The organism is Vibrio jasicida 090810c, from assembly GCF_002887615.1.
In the GTDB taxonomy this organism is placed as follows: Bacteria; Pseudomonadota; Gammaproteobacteria; order Enterobacterales; family Vibrionaceae; genus Vibrio; species Vibrio jasicida.
Map to the genome: position 1 here is coordinate 747710 of NZ_CP025793.1, position 21287 is coordinate 768996.

Consider the following 21287-nt stretch of genomic DNA (forward strand, 5'->3'; position numbering starts at 1 on the left):
CTTCTTCAATGTACGCGCAAGATCACTGATCTGACGTGCTTTTCACTTTACTTCATATCGAGTATTTTCTAGTCTTCGCATCCCACTTTTTCGTTGGAGTCACCATGAAGCAAGAAATGTACACCACCTACGCAAAGCAATACGATTTAGCCGCGCAAGATAACCTGTACAACGCGCATTTTGAGCGTCCAAACACCCTTGAACTAGTCGGTGATGTGGCAGGCAAAAAGGTGCTGGATTTAGGTTGTGGTTCTGGTATTTACGCGCAGCTTCTTCTTGAGCTGGGCGCAAGCTCAGTAACCTGCATCGACGCTGCACAAGAGATGATAGATATCGTAAAAGAAAAGCTAGGTAGCTCGGTCACCGCTTACGCGCAAAACTTGGCGCTTGGTTTACCTGAAGAGGCGGACGGGCAGTACGATTTAGTCATTTGCCCGCTGATGGTTCATTACATTGAAGATCTTCGTCCCTTGTTTAACGATATTCAACGAGTACTAAAAGCCGGTGGTCAGTTTGTCTTCTCAACCCATCATCCATTTGCGGATTTCGAATGTTCGGCTTCTGGTAATTACTACGATAAAGAGCTGGTTGAAGATATGTGGAATACGGTAGGAGAACCGGTTCCTGTGGCATTCTACCGCCGTTCATTACAAGACATTACCGATGCGATTACGGGCAGTAACATGGCGATGCTGGCGATTTCAGAAGGTAAGGTGAATGAAAAGATTCGTGAAATCTCTCAGGAGCATTATCAACGTTTGGCGACGTTCCCGAACTTCATCTTCATTAAATGTGTAGCGCTGAGCTAGTAAAATCAGTGAGTTCAGATAGAAAAAACGGAAGCGCAGAGGCTTCCGTTTTGTGATCTTAGCGTTGAGCTTAAAGTGCAGCGAGAATGGTTTCTGCTTTGCTCGCTTCGAATGTTTTTGGCTCTTCAACATTCAGCGTTGTTACTACGCCATTTTCAATGATCATTGCGTAACGCTGTGAACGAACACCGCCAAAGCCGCCCGTGTCCATTTCTAGACCAATTGCTTTAGTGAAGCTTGCATCACCGTCACCCAACATGAGTAGCTCAGAAGCATTTTGCGCTTCGCCCCAAGCTTGCATGACAAAGGCATCGTTGACCGATACACAAGCAATAAGATCAACACCTTTCGCTTTCAGTTGGTCTGCTAATACAACGTAGCCAGGTAAGTGAGCTTCAGAGCATGTTGGCGTAAATGCACCTGGTACCGCAAACAACACGACTTTCTTGTTGGCAAACAGTTCGGTTACTTCGTGATTTACCATGCCATCCGCAGTCAGTTCGCTAAGCGTTGCGGCAGGTAGTACTTGGCCTTGTTGAATCATCATTTTCTTCCTTATTTGGGTAGCTTTATATAGCTCACTCAGTCTAGCGCCAAAAGTGTTTGCTAACCACAGACGAATTGTAGGGGCATCATTGACTTCATAAAAACAAACCGCCTCTGTGGGCGGTTTGTTTATTCTCTACATCGCGTTCAAGTAAGACTTATAAGAGTGAAGGCGAACCGTTGCTGCGCCAATTACATCAATGAAGCCAAACAGGCTGTGTGGTTTATTTGCGGCAATCCACGCTGAGCCAGTTGCACCGATTGGGATGGATTTGCCTTCGGGTTCGAAGATTTCCAAAATCACAGTTCGACCATGGCTACTGGTGTTTGCTCCCACGTGCTGACGAACGCTTTGCGGCCCTTGCAGAGGAGAGACAGAAGATTCTCCGGTACCCGCCGTGATACTGTGCACGCGCGCACGGAATACTTCACCAGGGTATGCGTCGACGTAAAACTCAGCAAACTGCCCCGCTTCAACGTAACGATAAGTTTGGTCAGGGATGCGCATTTCTAAAAACTTACGTGAGGTGTCGTATATGTGCATGTTACCCACACGGCTGCCGTCAGCGACGTTAACAACGGCTACTTGGCCATCATAAGGCGCTCGTACCGTTTTACGCTCTTGCTCAAAGACAGTCTTCTCAAGGTCAGCATGGAGTGATTTTAATGACGCTTTGGCGACGCGTAATTGTGATTCGTAGTATTCCAGATCGCGGCCTTTGAAGATTTCTGGTGAAGTTTCACCACGCACGATGTCACGCTTCAACTGAGCGATGGTCTCTTCTTGCTGCACAATCCCAGCCTTAATCTTCTCGACGTCGGCTTGCGAAGTGGTATCCACTAAGGTGTAAATCACATCGCCTTTCTTGACTCGTTGGTTGTGCTGCACATTGATGTGGTCGATTTGCTCACGAAATAGGGGAGACAATACGGAGTGTGGTGCTTTGACTGTGGATGAGTAAGTGAGATCAACCGGAGCCCACAAACGGGATAGAATCCCCAGCACTACAAGAATGAACGCGCCGCCAGAAATAATCCAAAACGCGCTTTTAAGTGTCCATTTGATCGCGCCAGTAGAGACCAAAATCCACATGATCAAAATGTACGGAATCATTACCTCTTTCATCGGTTATTCCTCCGTTGCTTTTGCTGGCGTTTGGGGTTGTGTTGACAGGCGGCTATTGCGAATAATGTTGCTAAGTGATTGACCAATGTGTTCCCAGTTAGCGAACGCAATGATAAGTGCCAATACCCACCATGCTTTATGGATGAATAAACCACATAAAGACAAAGCAAAAACCAATTGAATGTGAGAACTGTTCTTTTCTTCCGCTCGGTGCACTGCAACTTCATGGATCTGCCATAGCAAATAGATAACAAAAAGGACAAGGGCTATGGTGACAGAGAACAGGTACCCGCTGAAGTATTCAGAGTTAAAGATCACCATCATGGTGTCGTTGGGCGTGTTGGTAAATAAACTCATATCAATGTCTTTTGAATTGATCGTACCTATAGGTGCAAGCAAATAAGCACCGCAAAGCATCAGAGCCATGAAGATCGAGAACTTTAATAGCACCATAAAAATCGCAAATATCACGCGACCTATGGCTTTTATGACGTTCATAGTTATACCTTTTGTCGATGTTTGGAGGGTAGAACGTTGAGCGAGTGATGGTTGTTTTATTTGTTTCATCACGTGCGCGAAATTGTATGAAAAAACGCCATAAGTTGAGTTATATGTGATATAAGTTATGGCTATATCACTGGATAAATTGGCGAGAATACATAAATTATGAAGCACTCAGATTACAGCCTTATGCCGACCTTTGTGGCGATTGTCGAAGAGAAAAGTTACACCAAGGCGGCGCAACGATTGGGTATTAGCCAATCAGCGGTCAGCCAAGCGGTAGTCAGGCTTCGTGAGATGTTTAACGACGCACTGTTTATACGTGAAAGCCACGGTGTGTCACCGACGGCGTATGCTCTGGATATTTACCCAACGCTTGCCAGTGCAGTTGAAAGTATTGCGTATATGTTGCCTGAACATTCTCGATTTGACCCTGCCCAATGTGATAAGCGTTTTGTGATCTCGTCGTTGAGTGTGTTCGGTTTTACCTTGTTACCAGAGTTGTCTGCAATGATTAGTCATACTGCGCCAAAAGCGATGACGCGGATTGAACCACTCTATAGCATGGACTTAACCAACCTTTTGCGAACTCAGCAATGTGATCTTGTGATTGAGGCACAGACTAACTTGCATCCTCATTTACGTTCTCAAGTGTTGATGTCTGATAAGTTGACGGTAACGTGCCGGGCTGACCATCCACGCTTACTAGGCAATACCATTAGCGTGGATGAATATTTAGCAGAAAAGCACGTCACTTTATCTCAACTTGATCAACAAGGAGGGTATTTGACTGGACGTGGGATTAAAGACGAAAAGATATTAGCTCAGCGTGACGTTGCTTGGCAGAGCAGCAGTATTATAGAAATATTGCCGGTGATACAACGTTGCGATTATATCGCCCTTATGCCTCAAATATTGTTAGAACAGTACAAAGAGTTGTATCAATTGAAAGCGTTAGAGATCGACTTTCTAAAAGAGCCTATCGATGTTGCCATGTATTGGCATTCATCTCGTACCAACGATCCAAGTCATAAATGGTTGAGAGAACAATGTGCATTGGCAGCGAAGAAGTTTTCAATAAACTATTAAATTTCGACCGTTTTTCATACTAAACCACATAGCAGACTCTTTACTAACAAACTAGACTATATGCATATCCTCACATCTAATAAGGACATTTGTGGATATCGCGGGGTTTGCTTTCCGAAGTGTAAGAACCAAGTTTGTCGTGACGTATTCCGTAATGACGATTTGTTTCGTCCTGATTCTTTTCGCTGTTTTGTACTTTAAAGAGCGGCAACGGATCTTTAGTGTCGCCTTAGAAAACTCCATTCAACTTTCTAACCTTCATTCAGACGTCATCAGTCAAGAACTGCAACGACATGTGGCGTCATTGCACACCATTAGTGGTCACCAACGTGTTCAAGAAGGGGATATCGACTTTATTGTCGAAGAGCTTAAGTGGCTCAAAAGCATGTCTAAGAAGTCTGTGATCAATACGCTTTTCGTCGATGAGCATTGGAACCTGATTGATTACAAGGGTAGAGCCATAAAAATTGAGTGGCCAGAATTTGTAGAAGACGCTCGATGGAAGTACGGAGATTATCACATCACAGCACCGCACGTTGGCTTACTAGTCAAAACGCCCGTTGTGGCCCTTGGTGTGCCCGTGTATGACGAAGCGGATAACTGGAAAGGGATTGTTGGTGTGTCTATCTCTGTCGACTATCTCGCGCAGCGTTTGTCGAAAGTGAAGTTAGGCAACAGCAGTTATGCTTGGATCTCTGATAGCACCGGGACAGTGGTTTCTCACCCCGACAGCTCTCTGATTTTGCACGCCAATATTTTTGAAGGTGAACGAGTTGGTTTTGAAGGCTTTGCTGACATTGCGGTGCAAACCAATTGGGAGAATGTTGGACACGGCCACTACTACGACAGAAAGGTCAATGAAGCCAAGATCGTGACTTTCGCTAAAATCGATACTTTGCCCAATTGGACGCTCTTTGTGACAACGGAAGAGTCTGATATTTTCCTCGATATCAATGAGCTACTGGAAGATGTTGCGATTACTTCATCGGTGGTGATTGTTGTTTTCATGCCTATCGTGTTTTATCTCACCAATTCCATCACAAGGCCGATTTTGGATCTGACGTACGATGTCGAAAACGCAGTGAACAATCATTACACCGCGTTTTCTGGCTACGATTCGAAAGATGAAATAGGTCAGCTTTCCAATGCTTTTAAAAACACCTTTGATGAAATCCATCAGCACAATAGAAAGCTAGAGGAAGTGGTCGCACTCAGAACACAAGAGCTCAATACTGCGAACCAAGAGTTGGCGTACTCGGTCAATTTGCTCAATGCAAATAACCACAAGCTCACTTGGTTGGCCATGCATGATCCACTCACCAACTTATTTAACCGTCGTGCACTGATCACCAAAGTCAACGAGCAGCTTCAAAAGGCACGAGCGCACAGCTGGTCTGTCTCATTGATTTTGCTCGACCTTGACCACTTTAAAGAGGTTAACGACACATTTGGGCATGATGTTGGGGATGACGTACTAAAGCATATTGCTGATTTTCTGGCCCAAACCCCTTTAGAGGAAGGTATGTTGGCACGATGGGGCGGGGAGGAGTTTGTCATCGTTGCTTCCGAGGTATCTTTAGAAAAGGCACTGCAATGGGCACAAAACCGTTTAGAGGCGCTTAAGGATGAAGATTTCAGCCCTGTTTCGAAAGTGACGTTCAGTGCGGGCATTGCCACATTAGGGTTAGAAGACAGTTTTGATGAACTGGTCGCCAGAGCAGACAAGGCGCTCTATGTTGCAAAAAATGCAGGGAGAAACTGTATTAAAACCGAACGAGATACATCGTGAGGTACGTAGTAAAGGTGTATTTCAAACAACAAAATAAGGGCTAGATAGCTAGCCCTGATTGGTTTGTATTTATAATCAGTGATTCGCTAAATAATCAGCGACTTGAGCACGGTATTTGGCTTTAAGTGCTTCGCTGATGAAGCTCGCATTAATCGCATTGATGGTGAATTGAGCTAGCTCTGGCTTCGTCATCGGGTGTGCATTGCTGACCGCCAAAAAGTTATCCGTCATGTAACCGCCAAAGTAAGCCGGATCATCCGAGTTAATGGTTACCGCGACACCTTTACGTAGCAAATCAACAATGTTGTGCTGCTCCATTTCATCAAACACGCAAAGCTTAATGTTCGACAACGGGCACACCGTGAGAGGCATTTTGCTTTCGATAAGCGCTTCGACCAACGATGCATCTTCAACGCAGCGAACACCATGGTCTACTCGACTGACACTTAGCATCTCTAGTGCGTCAACAATATTCTGCGCTGGACCTTCTTCGCCAGCATGAGCGACCGTCAGCAAGCCCGCTTCTTTTGCCTGTTGAAATGCACGCTTAAACTTCTCTGGCGGATGACCAAGTTCGGAAGAATCCAAGCCAACACCAATGATTTTATCTTTATGTTCTAAGATCGATTGCAGCGTTTCGATCGCGCTTTCTTCAGATAAGTGACGTAAGAAGCAAGCAATGATTTGTGAGGTGATACCGAGCTTTTCTTGTCCGTCTTGCATGGCGCGAAAAATACCATGAATGACAACATCAAATGCAATACCGCGGTCGGTGTGCGTTTGCGGGTCGAAAAAGATTTCAGTATGGATAACGTTGTCGGCTTTGCAGCGTTCTAGATATGCCCAAGTCAAATCGTAGAAGTCTTGCTCTGTACGCAGCGCATTTGCCCCTTGGTAATAGATATCGAGAAAAGATTGTAAATCTTCGAACTCGTAGGCTTTACGCAGTGCTTGAGGTGATTCGAATGGGATGTCGATTTGGTTGCGTTTTGCTAGCTCAAACAACAATTCTGGCTCTAGCGAACCTTCTATATGTAAATGTAACTCTACCTTTGGAAGACCTTGAATAAATGCGTTCATAATAAACTCCCACTTTTTCTTATGGTTGTTGTGGATGCAGTTACTCTAAGAATAGGTATAGATTGGAAAAAATCGAACGCTATTACAAAGAGTAAGATCCACAGTGATCTCAACTCTTCGTAATCAGCACTTTAAGGGAGCTGGTAGAGACCCCCAAACCATATCATTGGGGTTATACGAAGCAAACGGTTGCGATTATACGCAAAAAATCGGGGTTGGCTAGCGTTGTTAGAAAGCAGATGGGTGATAGTGAAATGGAGAAGAAGGTTAGTCTTTCGGGCGTTGTAGGGGTTATTTCATCGCGGGGTGTTTCGGTTCCAGCACACACCGAGCTGTGAATCGAGTATTCAGAGGCTAATTCTGAATGACACCTTGCGAGAAATTTGGTGTTTAATATCGGGTTTCTGTGCTTTGCTCATTGTGAACTGAGAAGGGGTGGCGATACCTTGCACATCGATATTTTTAATAGGTAAGAGTAATGAAAAGAGTATGGAGGGATTTCATTTATTCGTTTAAACATTAAAGATCAAACAATTTATCAAATTCTCTTTGCTCCATAATGTCCTCAATACGTCGGCGTGTTTGTTGTTTTACTGCAGCGGCGTTTTGTTCAGACTCTTTCTTTTCTTGTTCTATTTGTTTTTTACTTTTTCTGGCCATTTGAATACCTTCCTAGTTATTCGCATTACTAATTAATGCATCAAAATAGACTTATTTGATACTAAAACTTCCTAACTTTGAACCTGAGTCACACAGTATTTCACCTGAGTAGCTCTTCTCACAGTATTTAAAATCAATGAGATAACAAGTTGATTGAAGCTTTGGCAGTATATGGCGCCTTAAAATGTCACCGTTAAGTTGATGTATTTTGGCGTTCCAAGAAATGTCGGGTTGTTTTAAACGGAATTCAATTTCTAACATCTATTCTCCTGTTTCTTTGTGATTTTTTCTTTATTTGATAATTGATACCAGTGTCGTTGACGACCAGTTCTTCTAGACATAATTTTTCCTAATTTTAAGTAAGTGATATACCAACGATTACAATAGTGTTCTAACGATAGATACAGTGTGCTAGTGATGGATATCATGTCCGCAACCCATTTATTTTAGGCAGCAGGAAACCGAGCAAATTTTATTGAATATTGCTGAGTGTTAAGTGTGAGGAATTTTTGAAGGGGGAGGAGAGTTTGGTGCAGCAAGGAGATGCTGCACCAAGAAAAGCTATCTTATAGAGGAGTAACTTCAGTCGCTTGAGGACCTTTTTTACCATCTTCTACATTGAAGCTTACTTTCTGACCTTCAGTCAAAGTTTTGAAACCGTCAGCAACGATAGCGTTGAAGTGTACGAATACATCTTGGCCGCCGTTGTCTTGAGATAGGAAACCAAAACCTTTAGTTTCGTTAAACCATTTTACTGAACCAGTTACTTTAGACATAAAAACCTCTGAATTTAAACAATAATATACGAGTTTTAGTGGATCTTTTTTAAGCTATTGAATGTGCAATCAAGAGGAAGTTTTACGCAGGTGTCTGAATTGAGGGATTCAAGAATTTACTGAGAGGGAACTTAAACTAAATGTAGCATTAACAGCTCTCTTCTAAGAGCCAGCCGTCACTATACAGCGTGTTTGAAAAATAGCTACCATTATTTTGAATTTATTTTTGTTCGAAAAAATCGATGGAGTAGAACAACTTCATCCACTCATGATTTTCTCCCGCCCTTTCTACAATGGAAGCATACCAATAAGGGAGGCAAGATTATGAGTACATTGAGAGAGATTCGTCAGGTTATCCGTTCACACGCAACCGCGGATGGTGATGGTGTAAAGATTCGTCGAGTTGCCGGATTCAACAACGCCAGCTTTTCTCCTTTCTTGATGGTGGATGAACTGAAGTCTGATCAGCAAGCGGATTATATTGGTGGCTTTCCTCCACATCCTCACCGTGGCATAGAAACGCTAACGTACATGATGAAGGGCCATTTCCAGCATCGCGACCATATGGACAATGTTGGTGAACTTCGTTCCGGTGGAGCCCAATGGATGGCCGCAGGGCGTGGCGTTATTCATAGTGAAATGCCAATCATGCAAGATGGCGCTTTGCATGGATTTCAGATTTGGATTAACCAGCCAGCGCGCAACAAAATGACGCCAGCGCAATACCATGATTTTCAACCTGAAACGATCACTGAGTATCACCAAGAAACACAAGGTTTGGTGAGAGTGTTGTCCGGCGATCTGAATATAAATGGTGAAGTGATTCGAGGTCCACTCGATAAAACGGGTGTGCCCGTTACGGTTGCTGATTGGCGTTCTGCCGCCGGGGACTGTTTAAATCTTATAACGCCCTCGCATCACAACATGATGGTGTATGCCTACAAAGGCAACGTAAGTCTTGGTGACCGTGTTGTTAAGCAGGGGGAAATGGCCTTGCTGTCTCAAGGTGATACGGCTGAGTTAAACGCGAATGAGGCTAGCGGTGCGCTTATCTTCATCGGTGAGCCGATTGATGAATCAGTTGTACACTATGGTCCTTTTGTAATGAACAGCATCGAAGAAATCGAACAAGCGATTCAAGATTACAACGCAGGTTTATTTGAGACTTATTAAACCGTAAGGAAAACATGCTGTTTGGCCGCTCAGCAAGATGGAAAAAGCGCACAATGATTTGGAACTCCCTTATTGAGTTCAACTGCAAGCAAAGACGATATCCACTGCCATCGAATTTGCAACAGCCACGCCTAGTCGGTGTGGCTTTTTTTATCTGTTTAGTTTTTGATTCGTGCTACCTAGTTCCTAATTTTGTTCCAGCGTTCAATGGCGTGTTGACCAAATTCAATGCCAAGCTCATAAGCTTTACGTAGTGGCTCTGGAGAGCGACTTAAGCGCTTAAGTTTAAAACCTTCCGGAGGGCAAATCTGGATGATCTCAACACCTGCTGGTGGATTCTCTATTAATTCCAAAGACTGGTTATAACGAACATGGCGAGTGAGCATTGGCTCGACCAACGCAGGGTGATCTTTCAATAGACGCGCGGTGAGTTTTTCAAACTTTGGTTTGGATTTTCGATAACTTACAGGTCTGCTCCGTAAGACCATGATTTTGGTCGCCCCGCGCTTGATGGCTTCTGCGACAGGAATAGCGTCGGCGACCCCACCATCGACATATTTTATCCCTTTCAACGCGACACCGTTGCGATACAAAACAGGTAATGCGCTGCTTGCCTTCATTGTTTCCGCGAGCATATCAATTGTTGGGGTTAAGTACTCTGCTTGTCCGTTGTCTTGGCGAGTGACACCTAAAAAGAAAGGGCGAGCATCAGCAGACAGTACCGCTCTATCTATATCGAGTTCTTTGAGCGTGATGTCCCACATCCAATCTAAATCCATCATGTCTCCGCCACGTACAAGCTGCGTTGGAGAGATAAATTCATTACGTAGGCTGTAATCGAGATAAATTTTAAGGTTTCGCCCCGGCATATTTGCAAGGTAAGCCGCTAGATTGCTTGCTCCCGCAGATACCCCCCAAAAGCTATCAAAGGGTGAGAAGTTATGAGCCATGAAGTGATCGAGTATGCCGCAGGAAAATACGCCGCGCATTGCGCCGCCTTCTACGATGAGAGCGCGAGAGCCAACTTGTTCCATCCTTGCCATCCGTTTTGATTGTTATGATTTGGGATATCAGGCTTCTAGAGTAACGGATCTAATTCATATACCCAAATCGCCCTTAGGCCAAGCGTTGTTGGTTCGTGGACCTCTGCCTTATCTTGGATACTTCTGTGTTAGCTTGATGAACTTTTAATTTATGTTATAACATAACAATTATTATAAAATATATTGGGTGGCATAAATGTTTTGTGAGGTGGGTAATGGGCGATATCGACGCGGTTATTAAGCATGTAGAGAAAATCTGTAAAGCTCGAGGCAAGCAACTGACATCAAAAAGGAAGCTCGTCTTAAAAGCACTGGTTCATTCTAACAAAGCGTTGTCAGCGTATGAGTTGATGGACTATTGCAAAACGCATTTTGATCAAAATATTCAGGCCATGTCGGTTTATCGTATTTTGGATTTCCTTGAAAGTGAACATTTGGCGCACAAGCTAAAGGTCTCTAATAAGTACATTGTCTGTTCTCATATCCTGTGCGACCACGAACATGGTATCCCTCAATTTCTGATTTGCTCTAAATGCGACAAAATCAGCGAGCAAACCATCGATCCTGCCATGATTACTGGCCTTCAATCGAATGCGCGACAAGAAGGTTTTACGGTTATCAGCCCTCAATTGGAAATCAGTTGTGTCTGCGACGATTGTGTCAAATAGAGGTGTGAGCTCACTCTACCTACCATGAGCGCACAAAACTCACTTTGTGCGTCATTCATTTTTTCATCCCTAACAAAAAGGAACCGGCGAAACGTCATGCCTGCAACGCTGATTAAGAATGCCCGTGTGGTAAATGAAGGAACGATTACAGAAACAGATTTGCGGATTGTCGATCAGCGAATTGAAACCATAGAAAAGGATATTATGGCTCGCCTAGGTGATGCAGTTATTGATGCGAGAGGCTGTTATTTGATCCCAGGAATGATTGATGACCAAGTGCATTTTCGTGAGCCAGGCTTAACCCACAAAGGCTCGATAGCGACAGAATCTCGTGCAGCGGTCGCGGGCGGTATTACCAGTTACATGGAAATGCCGAACGTAAACCCAGCGACAACCACAATTGATGCATTAGAACGGAAGTTTGCAATTGCCGAGAACAACTCACTTGCAAATTACTCGTTTTACCTCGGTGCGACAGAAGACAATCTGGACCAAATTAAGTTGCTCGACCCAAGTAAGCATTGTGGTGTAAAAGTCTTTATGGGTGCTTCAACAGGGGATTTATTAGTTGAAGCGCCGCAAGCTTTGGACGCGATTTTCCGTGATTCACCTGTGTTAATTGTCACCCATTGTGAAAGCGGCCCTAACATTGCTCAAAACAAGCAAAGGTTGCTGCAAAAAAAGTCGGAACTCACAATCGAAGATCACCCAGTGTTACGTGATGACGAAGCTTGCTATGCCTCCTCTTCTTACGCGGTTGAGTTAGCGAGAAAACACCATAGCCAACTGCATGTTTTACACATTACCACCGCAAAAGAACTTGCCTTGTTTGAGGCTGGCTCCATTCAAAATAAGAACATCACAGCAGAAGCTTGTGTTCACCATCTCTGGTTTAGCAATGAGGATTATGCGGAGCGTGGGAACCAAATCAAATGTAACCCAGCAGTGAAATACCCAAGCGATCGTGAAGCGCTTCTAAAGGCATTAAGCACAGGCCAGATTGATATTATCGCGACGGACCATGCTCCACACACTTGGGAAGAAAAGCAAGTCCCTTACGACCAAGCACCTGCTGGCTTACCTTTGGTGCAGCACGCACTACTGACGCTGTTTGATCAAGTGAGTCGTGGCCACATGACGATGGAGCAAGTTGTAGAGAAAACCGCTCACAACCCTGCGATTCGTTATGGTGTTCAAGAGCGCGGTTTTATTCGCGAAGGCTACTTTGCTGATTTGGTTCTTGTTGATGCAGCAGTACCAACGCCGGTGACGAACGAGAACAGCTTGTACCACTGCGGTTGGTCGCCGTTTGCTGGGCATACGTTCTCATCACAAATCAAAACAACGTGGGTAAACGGCGGTGTGGTTTATGCCAACCAACGAGTGATTGAACCAAAGGAATATGGCATGCGACTGTCATTTGAACGTCGGTGCTAGGTTTATCTCTGGGCTGATTTTTGACCTTCATTTTTGAAAGCTTATTTGTACTCCCTGTTTTTTAAACTTGATTTGTAGAAGCTGTAATGCTTGAAGTTAGACGTTGTAGTTTGAGTGTTTAATAAGACGCCGAATAAAGAGAAATCAATATGTTAAGAAGAAATCCAACAGGTCACATGCCGGAAGTGTCGGAAAATGCATTCATCGATCCGACTGCTATTATCTGTGGCAAAGTGATCATTGAAGATAACGTTTTTATTGGTCCTTATGCGGTAATTCGGGCTGATGAAGTCAATGAACAAGGCGGTATGGAAGCCATCGTGATTAAGCGTGATACCAATATTCAAGACGGTGTGGTTATTCACTCGAAAGCGGGCGCTGCCGTGACCATTGGCGAGCGTTCTTCTATTGCGCACCGTTCCATTATTCATGGGCCTTGTGAAGTGAGTGACGATGTTTTTATCGGCTTCAACTCGGTCGTCTTTAACGCCGTGATTGGCGCAGGTTGCGTGATTCGTCATAACTGTGTGGTGGATGGTCTAGACTTGCCAGAGCATTTCCATGTACCACCGATGACCAATATCGGCGCTGATTTTGACTTGAACAGCATCTCGAAAGTGCCACCAGAATATTCGGCGTTTTCGGAGTCTGTTGTATCTGCCAACCATGAGTTGGTTCAAGGTTATAGGAGAATCGCCAATGAGCTCTGATAATCAACCTATTTTAGGGGTTCCAACCAACATTATTACTGGTTTTCTCGGAGTGGGAAAAACTTCGGCGATTCTGAATTTAATGGCGAATAAGCCAGCGAATGAACGCTGGGCGGTATTGGTGAATGAGTTTGGCGAAATCGGTGTGGATGGCAGCTTGGTTCAAGGCCAGCACAATGGGCAGCAACAAGTTTTCATCCGTGAAGTCCCAGGTGGTTGCATGTGCTGCGCTGCCGGTTTGCCAATGCAAATCGCGCTAAACCAACTGCTTAATGAAGCGAAGCCAGACCGCCTGCTGATTGAGCCAACTGGGCTTGGTCATCCAAAAGAAGTATTGCAAGTACTGTCGACGCAGCATTACCGAACCATATTATCATTGCAAAAGAACATTACGTTGGTGGATGCGCGTAAGCTTTCTGATGCTCGTTACACCGACCATGAGACCTTTAACCAACAAATTGCCATTGCCGATACCGTGGTGGGTAACAAACTCGATCTGTATCAAGAGGGCGATTCGGAAAAACTAAAGGTGTATGTTGAAAATGTTGGTCGTCCGAACACGAAGGTGATTTTTGCGCAGCATGGTGTGATTCCATCTGCCGAGTTCGAAGGGAATACCACTATTCATGAGAATCCTCCGCATCATCACCATCATCATGCGAATGAAAAGCCATTGGTTTCTGAGATGCCCATGCCAGAGAGTGGCTTGCTGAAAGCGATGAATGAAGGTGAAGGCTTTCAAAGCGTTGGTTGGCGATTCTCTCCTGAGAAAGTGTTTGATCGCCAGCAGCTCATCGTATTATTGGTTGATCTACAAGTAGAACGTATGAAAGCGGTCTTCATCACCAATAGCGGCATTTTTGGTTACAACCTTACTCCTGATGGTTTAACGGAAGTGGAACTGGATGACTGTGCAGAAAGCCGAATCGAATTGATTGCCGATAGGATTGATGAGCAATTTGAAGACAAGCTTCTCGCCTGCGAGATGCGATAGAATCACATAACTTGGGCGTTAAACCTGATAAGGTTCAACGCTCTTCTTTGTTTTTCCTCTCTTCTTCCTTTTTCTCTTTTTCTGACGATCTATCCTGACTTTTCAAAAATGCCTTTCTCTGCAATTCATGCGGCTCATCGGGCAATGTGCTTTCAACATCATTTATTTTCCGCATTGACATTGTTTGATTGTCAAACTAAATTGAAATCAAATAATTTGATAATCAAACTAAAATTGGAAGGTAAGTGTCGCAATGGCTGTATCGCAACATTCACATGATTTCGTTTCTCACAACCAAAAGGGTGAAAAACGCACGCTCTACGTATTGATTCTAACCGTGACCACTATGGTGGTGGAGATTGCTGCCGGAACCATGTTTGGTTCAATGGCATTGCTGGCAGATGGTTGGCACATGGGCACACACGCAACGGCATTTTGTATTACTCTCTTTGCTTACCGCTACGCGAAACAAAATGCGCACAATGACCGCTTCTCATTTGGTACGGGTAAAGTCAGTGTACTTGGCGGTTTTACCAGTGCGATTGCGTTGGGGATTGTGGCATTGATGATGATGGTCGAATCGATTCATCGTCTCTTTAATCCAGAGAGTATCCAATTTAACGAGGCGATCATGGTCGCGGTGATTGGTTTAGTGGTGAACCTTGCAAGCATGCTACTTTTGCAAGATCACCATCATCATGGGCATGACCATCACGATCACCACGGACACGATCACGAACATCATCACGACCACAACTTAACCGCTGCGTATTTCCACGTGCTAGCGGATACATTGACGTCTTTGTTGGCGATTGTGGCGCTGATTGTCGGTAAGTTTTACGGCTGGGTGTGGTTAGATGCCATGATGGGTATTGTTGGTGCTGTTGTGATTGGTAAATGGACGTTGGGCTTGATGAAGCAAACCGCGCCAGTACTTTTGGATGAGAGTATCGATAAGAACTATCGTAAAGAGATAAGAAAGTCTATAGATCCGTATGCGGAGGTTGTCGACTTACATATCTGGAAAGTCAGTGGCCATCATTATTCTGCGGCGATTGCATTGAAGAATAAGAGTGATAAAACACTGGATGAATTTAAGCAAATACTGGCTAAGTTTGATAAGATTCATCATCTTACTTTGGAAGTTCAAACGACTGAGTGATGCGCGAATTAGAAAAGCTGAATCAAACGCTTACCGAGTTTTATGACAAAATGTCTTCTTGGGAGCAATCTGTAGTGAAAGGCACTGGTTATTCACTGGCTCAAATCCACACGATTGAAGTGTTGGGTGGGCATGGTGCACTGCGTATGAAAGAACTGGCGGAGAAGCTAGGGATTACGACCGGTACATTGACGGTTCAAATTGAAAAACTAGTGAAGGCGGAGTTGATTGAACGTTGTCCTCATCCAGAAGACCGCCGTGCTATTGTCGTGAAGTTAACACCGAGTGGCGAAGAAATTCACCACCACCACAATCAGCTGCATCTAGATTTGGTTCAGGACTTAACGCGTAATATCGACCCCGAGCATCAAGCCATTCTGTTTGCGTGCTTGCAGAAAATGAACAGAGAGTTTTGATTAGGCTTTTCGTTTTCTAACACAAACCCTGAACACCAAATTACAAAAAGTAGAGCACCGAAGTGCTCTACTTTTTTATAAGCTCGATAGAATTTGTTCGATTGGCAGTTGTGTAAATGCGTACGTCACGCCAACACAGAATGCAGAACCGGTAATACCGATTCCAACAGTTGTTGCGAGTAAGAGAAGCGTAATTTTAGGCATTAGAGGCTAAACTCCTTTTTGAAGGTAGGGTACATCACCCCATTTGCTTCTTGATAAGTTTTAAAACCATAACCGAATGCTAGTGCTGCCATAACAATGGCAAATGCTGCAATATTTCTTCCTTTCATCCCTAAACTCTCAACTGTTGGAGGCAAAGTGACAACCACTCTGCCCATTGCGTTTCTATCGTTTATTGATCTTGGATGCTCAATTATTGGTTAAAGCACACGAACAGAACCCACGCTGTCGCCAGCACAAGTAGTGGTGTGAATACTTTTTGAATTGATGCACCATCGGTCAAATCGTAAATCACGATCGACTCTTTATAGAATGCGCGTTTGAATGAACTAAAGCTGATTTCATTTTTTACATCAGATTGCTCGTAGCGTTGACGCGCAGAGTCTGCCATTTGAGATTCAAGATCTTGCATCTCATATTCTTTGTTAAAAAATGCATCCCACGCCGAAATGCGAGCAATAGCTTTTGGTGAGCGATTGCCCTTTAGTTTTTCTAGACGCTTAGCGTATGCAGCTTGATATTTATCCACGATAAATTCCTACATGAATAGACTGTTATGCAGAACACAGCTTGAGATGTTCTGCTCAGTGGTTGTAAAAGCAAAAAGTGGGAAATTAAAGGTGTACTTTCACATATAAAGATTGGGATTAATCGGTATGCAGCATCTGATTGTTAAAGAGCGAAAGGAATGTCATCCCTTGTGTTGCGGATAATATGGGCTGCTCTTGGATGCGACAAACAAAAATAATTAGTGAGAACCACAAGCAATTTTTGTTGCGGACTTTTCCATTCTGAGCATCGCGGAGCATTTAACATGGATAAATGCTAAGTCTACCAAGGGCTTGAGATGCGTTTCTTCGTGGGAGTTTTTTAAGCACTTGTGGTGAAGAAAGTTCATAACTGCTAATTATAAATACATCAAAAAGCGATATTATTTTTCTCGTTGGAGTAGTTATATAAGATTGGGAATTTTGATTTTCTCATGCAATCCGCCGCAGTCTTTACTCCTTCTTTCACTCAATCCGTGGTATTTCCCCCCTCCATGGATGATATCCGGATTGAGTGTCTTTTTTGGAAAAAGATAAGAAAAGAGTTATGGAACAACAGCAGTTTAGAACCTTGAAGCGCCACCTAGATAACTTAACGTTATCGCAATTAAATGAAATTGATAGGCTGATTAAAAATGCAAATAGGCAGCAAGGAGCGGTAGAACTTAGCGAAGAAGAGCGCCAATTTATCCATGGTTTGTTTACCAAAGAAACATCAACGCCTTCTTATTCATAGTACGACACCACAAGCGGTTTATTCGTTAGTGTTGCTGCCATTTTTTGCTTGTACAATCAGGCTCGCGAGTTGTGCAAAACCAAACCCACCGTATTCAGAAGTAAGATATTTCGGCTGATGCGTTAAGCTATCTAATAACGGGCGAATATTCTTTACACCGAAAGTCACAGGTAACCATTCAAACATCCCTTCATCATTTAATGAATCTCCTACGTACGTCACTCGATTCAAATTGGGTAACGTCCCCTGATTAAATTGCTTAATGTAGGCTTCGCTGCTGCTTCGTTTGCTGTGGCTTCCTATCCAAGCATTGATATGAATGGAGCTTAGGGTCGCGTTGACTGGGTTAGATTCTACGTTAAGATGCAAAATACGGTTGAGGATCTCCATCGTAATTGAAGCCGCAACAGGGGAACGATCCTGGGCAATGTTGACCGCTACATCGCAGAACCGAAAGCTCTGATCTTGGCTTAACTCAACTTCAGAATACTCCGTCAAAATGCCCTTTATAGTTTCTTGCAATGTGCGTTGTTCTTTTCGCATCACTTCCGCTGGGCGCGCAAAGGTAGTTCTGAATCCTGCGGCGTCTTTTCTCATCCAAAAAGCGCCGTTTTCACCTATGATCCCATGCAGCGGCCACATCTTTGCCATTTGGTCACACCAACCAGCACATGCGCCTGTTACAGCGACCACTTTTACACCCACGCGCTCTAGCTCTGCGAGCGCAATTAAAGTGTCTGGCGGCAGCTTTCCTTGCCAAGTTAATGTGTCGTCTACGTCGGTCAACAACCATTCAATATTTCTCAGATACTCTGTATTGAGCTCTGATAGTGGATTAGGCATTCACCACTCCTCGTTGTGTCTGTTTGTCATCTATCGTACTTTTAACTGGCGTTGATAACGCCGCTTTGAGTGAGCAATCAATGCGCTTTTCGGTATTGGCATCAAATAAGTGAAGGTGCTTGGGCTTGATATCTAAACCGAGTTTGTCCCCGATTTGAATCGGCGTATGTCCCTCAACTCGAACAACCAGCTTTTGTGAATCACCGCCTTCTGTGCGGCAGTAAAGCAGCAAGTCAGCACCGAGCGACTCAATCAATTCCACTTCTACTTGCAACCATGGTTTATCTTGGTTGATTTGTAAATGCTCCGGACGAAGACCTAGTTTTACTACCCCCAAATCCAAGTTTGTTGTGGATGTAGGAAGCAGTGCGTCACCAATAGTAATGCCGTCGACGGTAACATTGGCATCCAAGATGTTCATGGATGGTGAACCAATAAAGGTCGCGACAAACAGAGAAGCAGGGTTGTCGTATATCTCTAGCGGTGTCCCCACTTGTTCTACATTGCCGTTGTTGAGCACCACGAGTTTGTCCGCGAGTGTCATGGCTTCTACTTGGTCGTGGGTAACGTAGACCGATGTAGTTCCGAGGCGACGTTGCAGCTTCTTAATTTCCAAACGCATTTGAACACGCAATTTGGCGTCTAAGTTAGATAGAGGCTCATCAAACAAGAACACCTTTGGTTCACGTACAATTGCACGCCCCATCGCGACACGCTGACGTTGTCCGCCAGAAAGCTGTCCCGGTTTACGATCAAGAAGGTGATCCAACTCTAGCATCTTTGCTGCTTCGTGAACCAATCGCTCGATTTCCGCTTTCGGTGTTTTGCGGTTGCGCAGCCCATAAGCCATGTTGTTGTACACCGTCATATGTGGGTACAAGGCGTAGTTCTGGAAAACCATGGCAATGTCGCGCTCGCCAGGTTCGAGGTCGTTGACGATTGTGGTGTCGATCTTGAGCTCGCCAGAGCTGATTTCTTCTAGGCCTGCAATCATGCGAAGTAGGGTGGATTTACCGCAGCCACTTGGGCCAACCAATACGACCATTTCGCCGTCGCAGATATTGAGATTAAGTTTTTGGATCGCCTGATAGCCGTTCGGATAACATTTAGCGATATTTGAAAGAGTTAACGTGGACATTTATTTCTCCGAATCTACCAGACCTTTAACAAAGGCTTTTTGCATTGCAATTACCACAATCACGGGTGGCAACATGGCGATAATGGTGGTGGCCATAATTTTGTTCCATTCCACAACACCATCAACTACTCCAAGCATCTGTTTGATGCCCATCACGATGGTGTAGTACTGCACGTCAGTGGTGATCAGCAGTGGCCATAGATATTGGTTCCAACCATAAATAAAGGTGATGACGAACAGTGCCGCGATGTTGGTACGCGACAGAGGCAACAAGATATCGAAGAAGAACTTGATCGGTCCTGCGCCATCAATTCGTGCTGCTTCCACTAACTCATTCGGTATCGTTAAGAAGAACTGACGGAACAAGAAAGTCGCTGTCGCACTGGCAATCAGCGGAATGGTTAAGCCGTAAAATGAGTTGAGCATGTTGAGGTTTGTAATCACCTCAAACGTCGGCATGATGCGAACTTCAACGGGTAACATCAGCGTGAAGAAGATCATCCAGAACGCCAGCATTCGTCCCGGAAAACGGAAGAACACCACAGCATAGGCAGACATGATGGAAATGCTCAACTTACCAATGGTAATGCACATCGCCATAATGAAAGAGTTCAGCAGCATGCTGCCAATCGGCAAAGTATTATTGTTGTACTGAGTGTCGTTACTCAACAAGTCAGTAAATACACTAAAACCCAAATCTCCAAACCAAAGTGGAGTGCCAGTAGCGAATGCACTGTTCTCATGGGTCGTTGCTACGATTGCAATCCAAACCGGAAGCGCAATCGAAATGATGCCAAGAATCAAAATGACATGGCAAAACAGATTGAAAAACGGTCTTCTTTCTACCATCAGTACGCCACCTTCTTCTCAACATACTTAAATTGAATCACAGTCAGGGAAGCGACCAAGATCATCAGGATTACGGACTGCGCGGCCGATGAACCTAAATCCAACCCGATAAAGCCATCGTTGTAGACTTTGTAAACCAAGGTCGAGGTGCTGTTACTCGGACCGCCTTGTGTCATCGCGTGGATGATGGCGAACGTATCAAAGAACGCATAAACAAAGTTCACGACCAACAAGAAAAAGCTGGTTGGTGAAATCAGTGGGAAGCTAATGGTGATAAAGCGTTTGATCGGACCGCTACCATCAATGGCTGCGGCTTCGTGCAAAGACTTCGGCACGGATTGCAGCGCTGCTAAGAAGAACAGGAAGTTGTAGCTGATTTGCTTCCACGTCGAGGTGATGATCACCATCCACATCGCATGGGTGCCATTGAGCGTTGGATTCCAGTCTACGCCAAACAGGTTCAACAGTTCGGTCATCACACCGATGGTTGGATCGAATAAAAATAGCCATAACGAACCTGCGACAACCGGAGCGACCGCATAAGGCCAAATCAAGAAGGTGCGATACATGGTCGCGCCACGGATGATTTGTTCGGCGAAAGCGGAAAGAACGAGTGCGCTGACCAACGCGAGCACCGCAACGCTGATGCTAAATTGCAGCGTGGTCATTAACGAATCTAGGTAAAGGGGATCATGGATGAGCTTTTCAAAGTTCTCCAAACCCACAAACTCACGGCTCATGCCGAAAGCATCTTCAAGTTGAGAAGATTGGAAAATGGCTTGTCCTGCCGGCCAGATGAAGAACACCAAGGTGATCACCAACTGAGGTGCGATCAGCGCAACCGGAAGCCATTTGTGTTTAAAAACAACAGGTGAGGACATACAAATACCAAAGTAAAACAGGCAAGGTGTGTGAACGAATTCCCCACCCAAGATGGGCGGGGAGAGTGCGTATCTGAGCGGTTATTTGAAT

General features: G+C 44.5%; 26 protein-coding genes and 1 riboswitch. Of the genes, 11 read left to right on the plus strand and 15 right to left on the minus strand.

What is annotated here, in order from left to right:
* Positions 1-104: 104 nt before the first annotated feature.
* Positions 105-809, plus strand: coding sequence for a class I SAM-dependent methyltransferase (locus tag C1S73_RS20980; protein ID WP_020194703.1), 705 nt, complete (start codon positions 105-107; stop codon positions 807-809).
* A 70-nt stretch (positions 810-879) separates the two neighbouring features.
* Here C1S73_RS20980 and C1S73_RS20985 read toward each other — a convergent pair whose 3' ends face one another.
* The 3 genes from C1S73_RS20985 to C1S73_RS20995 form a co-directional block, all read right to left on the minus strand.
* The gene (locus C1S73_RS20985; protein ID WP_038865142.1) at positions 880-1353 is read right to left on the minus strand and encodes a peroxiredoxin; all 474 of its coding nucleotides are present in this window, start codon (positions 1351-1353) and stop codon (positions 880-882) included.
* A gap of 138 nt (positions 1354-1491) precedes the next feature.
* A complete protein-coding gene (locus C1S73_RS20990) occupies positions 1492-2481 on the minus strand; it encodes an efflux RND transporter periplasmic adaptor subunit (RefSeq protein WP_038865143.1) in 990 nt (329 codons plus the stop codon).
* 3 nt (positions 2482-2484) lie between these two features.
* Positions 2485-2979: a hypothetical protein gene (locus C1S73_RS20995; protein ID WP_038865145.1), complete on the minus strand. Its 495-nt coding sequence runs from the start codon at positions 2977-2979 to the stop codon at positions 2485-2487.
* Between the two features lie 168 nt (positions 2980-3147).
* Here C1S73_RS20995 and C1S73_RS21000 point away from each other — a divergent pair, with 168 nt between their 5' ends.
* Positions 3148-4071 (plus strand): LysR family transcriptional regulator, encoded by a 924-nt coding sequence (locus tag C1S73_RS21000; RefSeq protein WP_038865146.1) that lies wholly within the window; start codon positions 3148-3150, stop codon positions 4069-4071.
* A 154-nt stretch (positions 4072-4225) separates the two neighbouring features.
* On the plus strand, positions 4226-5860 hold the full coding sequence (locus tag C1S73_RS21005; RefSeq protein WP_038865147.1) for a sensor domain-containing diguanylate cyclase: 1635 nt from the start codon (positions 4226-4228) through the stop codon (positions 5858-5860).
* Between the two features lie 75 nt (positions 5861-5935).
* Here the strand turns inward: C1S73_RS21005 and C1S73_RS21010 are convergent, their stop codons facing one another.
* The 4 genes from C1S73_RS21010 to cspE form a co-directional block, all read right to left on the minus strand.
* On the minus strand, positions 5936-6940 hold the full coding sequence (locus C1S73_RS21010) for an adenosine deaminase (protein WP_038865149.1): 1005 nt from the start codon (positions 6938-6940) through the stop codon (positions 5936-5938).
* A gap of 100 nt (positions 6941-7040) precedes the next feature.
* Positions 7041-7140: riboswitch (purine riboswitch) on the minus strand.
* A gap of 319 nt (positions 7141-7459) precedes the next feature.
* Positions 7460-7600 carry a PA3496 family putative envelope integrity protein gene (locus C1S73_RS21015; RefSeq protein WP_038865151.1) on the minus strand — a complete coding sequence of 47 codons (141 nt, stop codon included), beginning with the start codon at positions 7598-7600 and terminating at the stop codon, positions 7460-7462.
* A gap of 51 nt (positions 7601-7651) precedes the next feature.
* Positions 7652-7861, minus strand: coding sequence for a hypothetical protein (locus C1S73_RS28160; RefSeq protein WP_038865152.1), 210 nt, complete (start codon positions 7859-7861; stop codon positions 7652-7654).
* A 305-nt stretch (positions 7862-8166) separates the two neighbouring features.
* A complete protein-coding gene (cspE, locus tag C1S73_RS21025; RefSeq protein WP_038865154.1) occupies positions 8167-8376 on the minus strand; it encodes a transcription antiterminator/RNA stability regulator CspE in 210 nt (69 codons plus the stop codon).
* Positions 8377-8700: 324 nt separating this feature from the next.
* Between cspE and C1S73_RS21030 the strand changes: the two genes are divergently transcribed.
* A complete protein-coding gene (locus tag C1S73_RS21030) occupies positions 8701-9549 on the plus strand; it encodes a pirin family protein (RefSeq protein ID WP_038865155.1) in 849 nt (282 codons plus the stop codon).
* A 179-nt stretch (positions 9550-9728) separates the two neighbouring features.
* On the opposite strand, the gene C1S73_RS21035 is transcribed toward C1S73_RS21030, so the two are convergent.
* Positions 9729-10583, minus strand: coding sequence for a patatin-like phospholipase family protein (locus C1S73_RS21035; protein ID WP_038865156.1), 855 nt, complete (start codon positions 10581-10583; stop codon positions 9729-9731).
* Between the two features lie 224 nt (positions 10584-10807).
* Between C1S73_RS21035 and C1S73_RS21040 the strand changes: the two genes are divergently transcribed.
* The 6 genes from C1S73_RS21040 (at position 10808) to C1S73_RS21065 (ending at position 15979) form a co-directional block, all read left to right on the plus strand.
* Positions 10808-11260: a Fur family transcriptional regulator gene (locus tag C1S73_RS21040; protein ID WP_038865157.1), complete on the plus strand. Its 453-nt coding sequence runs from the start codon at positions 10808-10810 to the stop codon at positions 11258-11260.
* A gap of 96 nt (positions 11261-11356) precedes the next feature.
* Positions 11357-12697 carry a dihydroorotase gene (locus C1S73_RS21045; protein WP_038865158.1) on the plus strand — a complete coding sequence of 447 codons (1341 nt, stop codon included), beginning with the start codon at positions 11357-11359 and terminating at the stop codon, positions 12695-12697.
* A gap of 149 nt (positions 12698-12846) precedes the next feature.
* The gene (locus C1S73_RS21050; RefSeq protein WP_038865159.1) at positions 12847-13407 is read left to right on the plus strand and encodes an LbetaH domain-containing protein; all 561 of its coding nucleotides are present in this window, start codon (positions 12847-12849) and stop codon (positions 13405-13407) included.
* Positions 13397-14401: a CobW family GTP-binding protein gene (locus C1S73_RS21055; RefSeq protein ID WP_038865160.1), complete on the plus strand. Its 1005-nt coding sequence runs from the start codon at positions 13397-13399 to the stop codon at positions 14399-14401. Before C1S73_RS21050 ends, C1S73_RS21055 begins: the two co-directional genes overlap by 11 nt.
* A 253-nt stretch (positions 14402-14654) precedes the next feature.
* Positions 14655-15563, plus strand: coding sequence for a CDF family Co(II)/Ni(II) efflux transporter DmeF (gene dmeF, locus C1S73_RS21060; protein WP_038865161.1), 909 nt, complete (start codon positions 14655-14657; stop codon positions 15561-15563).
* Positions 15563-15979: a MarR family winged helix-turn-helix transcriptional regulator gene (locus C1S73_RS21065; RefSeq protein ID WP_038865162.1), complete on the plus strand. Its 417-nt coding sequence runs from the start codon at positions 15563-15565 to the stop codon at positions 15977-15979. The genes dmeF and C1S73_RS21065 overlap by 1 nt, the downstream gene beginning before the upstream one ends.
* 75 nt (positions 15980-16054) lie before the next feature.
* Here the strand turns inward: C1S73_RS21065 and C1S73_RS28225 are convergent, their stop codons facing one another.
* From C1S73_RS28225 to C1S73_RS21070, 3 genes are read right to left on the minus strand one after another with little or no spacing between them, the layout of a single operon-like run.
* Positions 16055-16183 (minus strand): hypothetical protein, encoded by a 129-nt coding sequence (locus C1S73_RS28225; protein WP_038865164.1) that lies wholly within the window; start codon positions 16181-16183, stop codon positions 16055-16057.
* Positions 16183-16359, minus strand: a complete 177-nt coding sequence (locus tag C1S73_RS27810; protein ID WP_155396650.1) for a hypothetical protein — start codon at positions 16357-16359, stop codon at positions 16183-16185. The genes C1S73_RS28225 and C1S73_RS27810 overlap by 1 nt, the downstream gene beginning before the upstream one ends.
* 35 nt (positions 16360-16394) lie before the next feature.
* Positions 16395-16730, minus strand: a complete 336-nt coding sequence (locus C1S73_RS21070) for a hypothetical protein (RefSeq protein ID WP_038865166.1) — start codon at positions 16728-16730, stop codon at positions 16395-16397.
* Positions 16731-17272: 542 nt separating this feature from the next.
* On the opposite strand from C1S73_RS21070, the gene C1S73_RS21075 reads away from it, so the two are divergent.
* Positions 17273-17485, plus strand: a complete 213-nt coding sequence (locus tag C1S73_RS21075; protein ID WP_227740514.1) for a hypothetical protein — start codon at positions 17273-17275, stop codon at positions 17483-17485.
* Between the two features lie 18 nt (positions 17486-17503).
* Here C1S73_RS21075 and C1S73_RS21080 read toward each other — a convergent pair whose 3' ends face one another.
* From C1S73_RS21080 to ugpA, 4 genes are read right to left on the minus strand one after another with little or no spacing between them, the layout of a single operon-like run.
* Positions 17504-18328, minus strand: coding sequence for an HAD-IIB family hydrolase (locus C1S73_RS21080; RefSeq protein ID WP_038865169.1), 825 nt, complete (start codon positions 18326-18328; stop codon positions 17504-17506).
* A complete protein-coding gene (locus C1S73_RS21085) occupies positions 18321-19466 on the minus strand; it encodes a sn-glycerol-3-phosphate import ATP-binding protein UgpC (RefSeq protein WP_038865170.1) in 1146 nt (381 codons plus the stop codon). The genes C1S73_RS21080 and C1S73_RS21085 overlap by 8 nt, the downstream gene beginning before the upstream one ends.
* On the minus strand, positions 19467-20315 hold the full coding sequence (ugpE, locus tag C1S73_RS21090; RefSeq protein ID WP_038865171.1) for a sn-glycerol-3-phosphate ABC transporter permease UgpE: 849 nt from the start codon (positions 20313-20315) through the stop codon (positions 19467-19469). It lies immediately after the preceding gene.
* On the minus strand, positions 20315-21196 hold the full coding sequence (ugpA, locus tag C1S73_RS21095) for a sn-glycerol-3-phosphate ABC transporter permease UgpA (protein WP_038865173.1): 882 nt from the start codon (positions 21194-21196) through the stop codon (positions 20315-20317). The genes ugpE and ugpA overlap by 1 nt, the downstream gene beginning before the upstream one ends.
* Between the last annotated feature and the right edge of the window lie 91 nt (positions 21197-21287).

Bases quoted from the DNA above. Each gene is read 5' to 3' on its own strand.
- C1S73_RS20980 (WP_020194703.1), top strand. From the start codon at position 105: ATGAAGCAAGAAATGTACACCACCTACGCAAAGCAATACGATTTAGCC.
- C1S73_RS20985 (WP_038865142.1), bottom strand. From the start codon at position 1,353: ATGATTCAACAAGGCCAAGTACTACCTGCCGCAACGCTTAGCGAACTG.
- C1S73_RS20990 (WP_038865143.1), bottom strand. From the start codon at position 2,481: ATGAAAGAGGTAATGATTCCGTACATTTTGATCATGTGGATTTTGGTC.
- C1S73_RS20995 (WP_038865145.1), bottom strand. From the start codon at position 2,979: ATGAACGTCATAAAAGCCATAGGTCGCGTGATATTTGCGATTTTTATG.
- C1S73_RS21000 (WP_038865146.1), top strand. From the start codon at position 3,148: ATGAAGCACTCAGATTACAGCCTTATGCCGACCTTTGTGGCGATTGTC.
- C1S73_RS21005 (WP_038865147.1), top strand. From the start codon at position 4,226: ATGACGATTTGTTTCGTCCTGATTCTTTTCGCTGTTTTGTACTTTAAA.
- C1S73_RS21010 (WP_038865149.1), bottom strand. From the start codon at position 6,940: ATGAACGCATTTATTCAAGGTCTTCCAAAGGTAGAGTTACATTTACAT.
- C1S73_RS21015 (WP_038865151.1), bottom strand. From the start codon at position 7,600: ATGGCCAGAAAAAGTAAAAAACAAATAGAACAAGAAAAGAAAGAGTCT.
- C1S73_RS28160 (WP_038865152.1), bottom strand. From the start codon at position 7,861: ATGTTAGAAATTGAATTCCGTTTAAAACAACCCGACATTTCTTGGAAC.
- cspE (WP_038865154.1), bottom strand. From the start codon at position 8,376: ATGTCTAAAGTAACTGGTTCAGTAAAATGGTTTAACGAAACTAAAGGT.
- C1S73_RS21030 (WP_038865155.1), top strand. From the start codon at position 8,701: ATGAGTACATTGAGAGAGATTCGTCAGGTTATCCGTTCACACGCAACC.
- C1S73_RS21035 (WP_038865156.1), bottom strand. From the start codon at position 10,583: ATGGAACAAGTTGGCTCTCGCGCTCTCATCGTAGAAGGCGGCGCAATG.
- C1S73_RS21040 (WP_038865157.1), top strand. From the start codon at position 10,808: ATGGGCGATATCGACGCGGTTATTAAGCATGTAGAGAAAATCTGTAAA.
- C1S73_RS21045 (WP_038865158.1), top strand. From the start codon at position 11,357: ATGCCTGCAACGCTGATTAAGAATGCCCGTGTGGTAAATGAAGGAACG.
- C1S73_RS21050 (WP_038865159.1), top strand. From the start codon at position 12,847: ATGTTAAGAAGAAATCCAACAGGTCACATGCCGGAAGTGTCGGAAAAT.
- C1S73_RS21055 (WP_038865160.1), top strand. From the start codon at position 13,397: ATGAGCTCTGATAATCAACCTATTTTAGGGGTTCCAACCAACATTATT.
- dmeF (WP_038865161.1), top strand. From the start codon at position 14,655: ATGGCTGTATCGCAACATTCACATGATTTCGTTTCTCACAACCAAAAG.
- C1S73_RS21065 (WP_038865162.1), top strand. From the start codon at position 15,563: ATGCGCGAATTAGAAAAGCTGAATCAAACGCTTACCGAGTTTTATGAC.
- C1S73_RS28225 (WP_038865164.1), bottom strand. From the start codon at position 16,183: ATGCCTAAAATTACGCTTCTCTTACTCGCAACAACTGTTGGAATCGGT.
- C1S73_RS27810 (WP_155396650.1), bottom strand. From the start codon at position 16,359: ATGGGCAGAGTGGTTGTCACTTTGCCTCCAACAGTTGAGAGTTTAGGG.
- C1S73_RS21080 (WP_038865169.1), bottom strand. From the start codon at position 18,328: ATGCCTAATCCACTATCAGAGCTCAATACAGAGTATCTGAGAAATATT.
- C1S73_RS21085 (WP_038865170.1), bottom strand. From the start codon at position 19,466: ATGTCCACGTTAACTCTTTCAAATATCGCTAAATGTTATCCGAACGGC.
- ugpE (WP_038865171.1), bottom strand. From the start codon at position 20,315: ATGGTAGAAAGAAGACCGTTTTTCAATCTGTTTTGCCATGTCATTTTG.
- ugpA (WP_038865173.1), bottom strand. From the start codon at position 21,196: ATGTCCTCACCTGTTGTTTTTAAACACAAATGGCTTCCGGTTGCGCTG.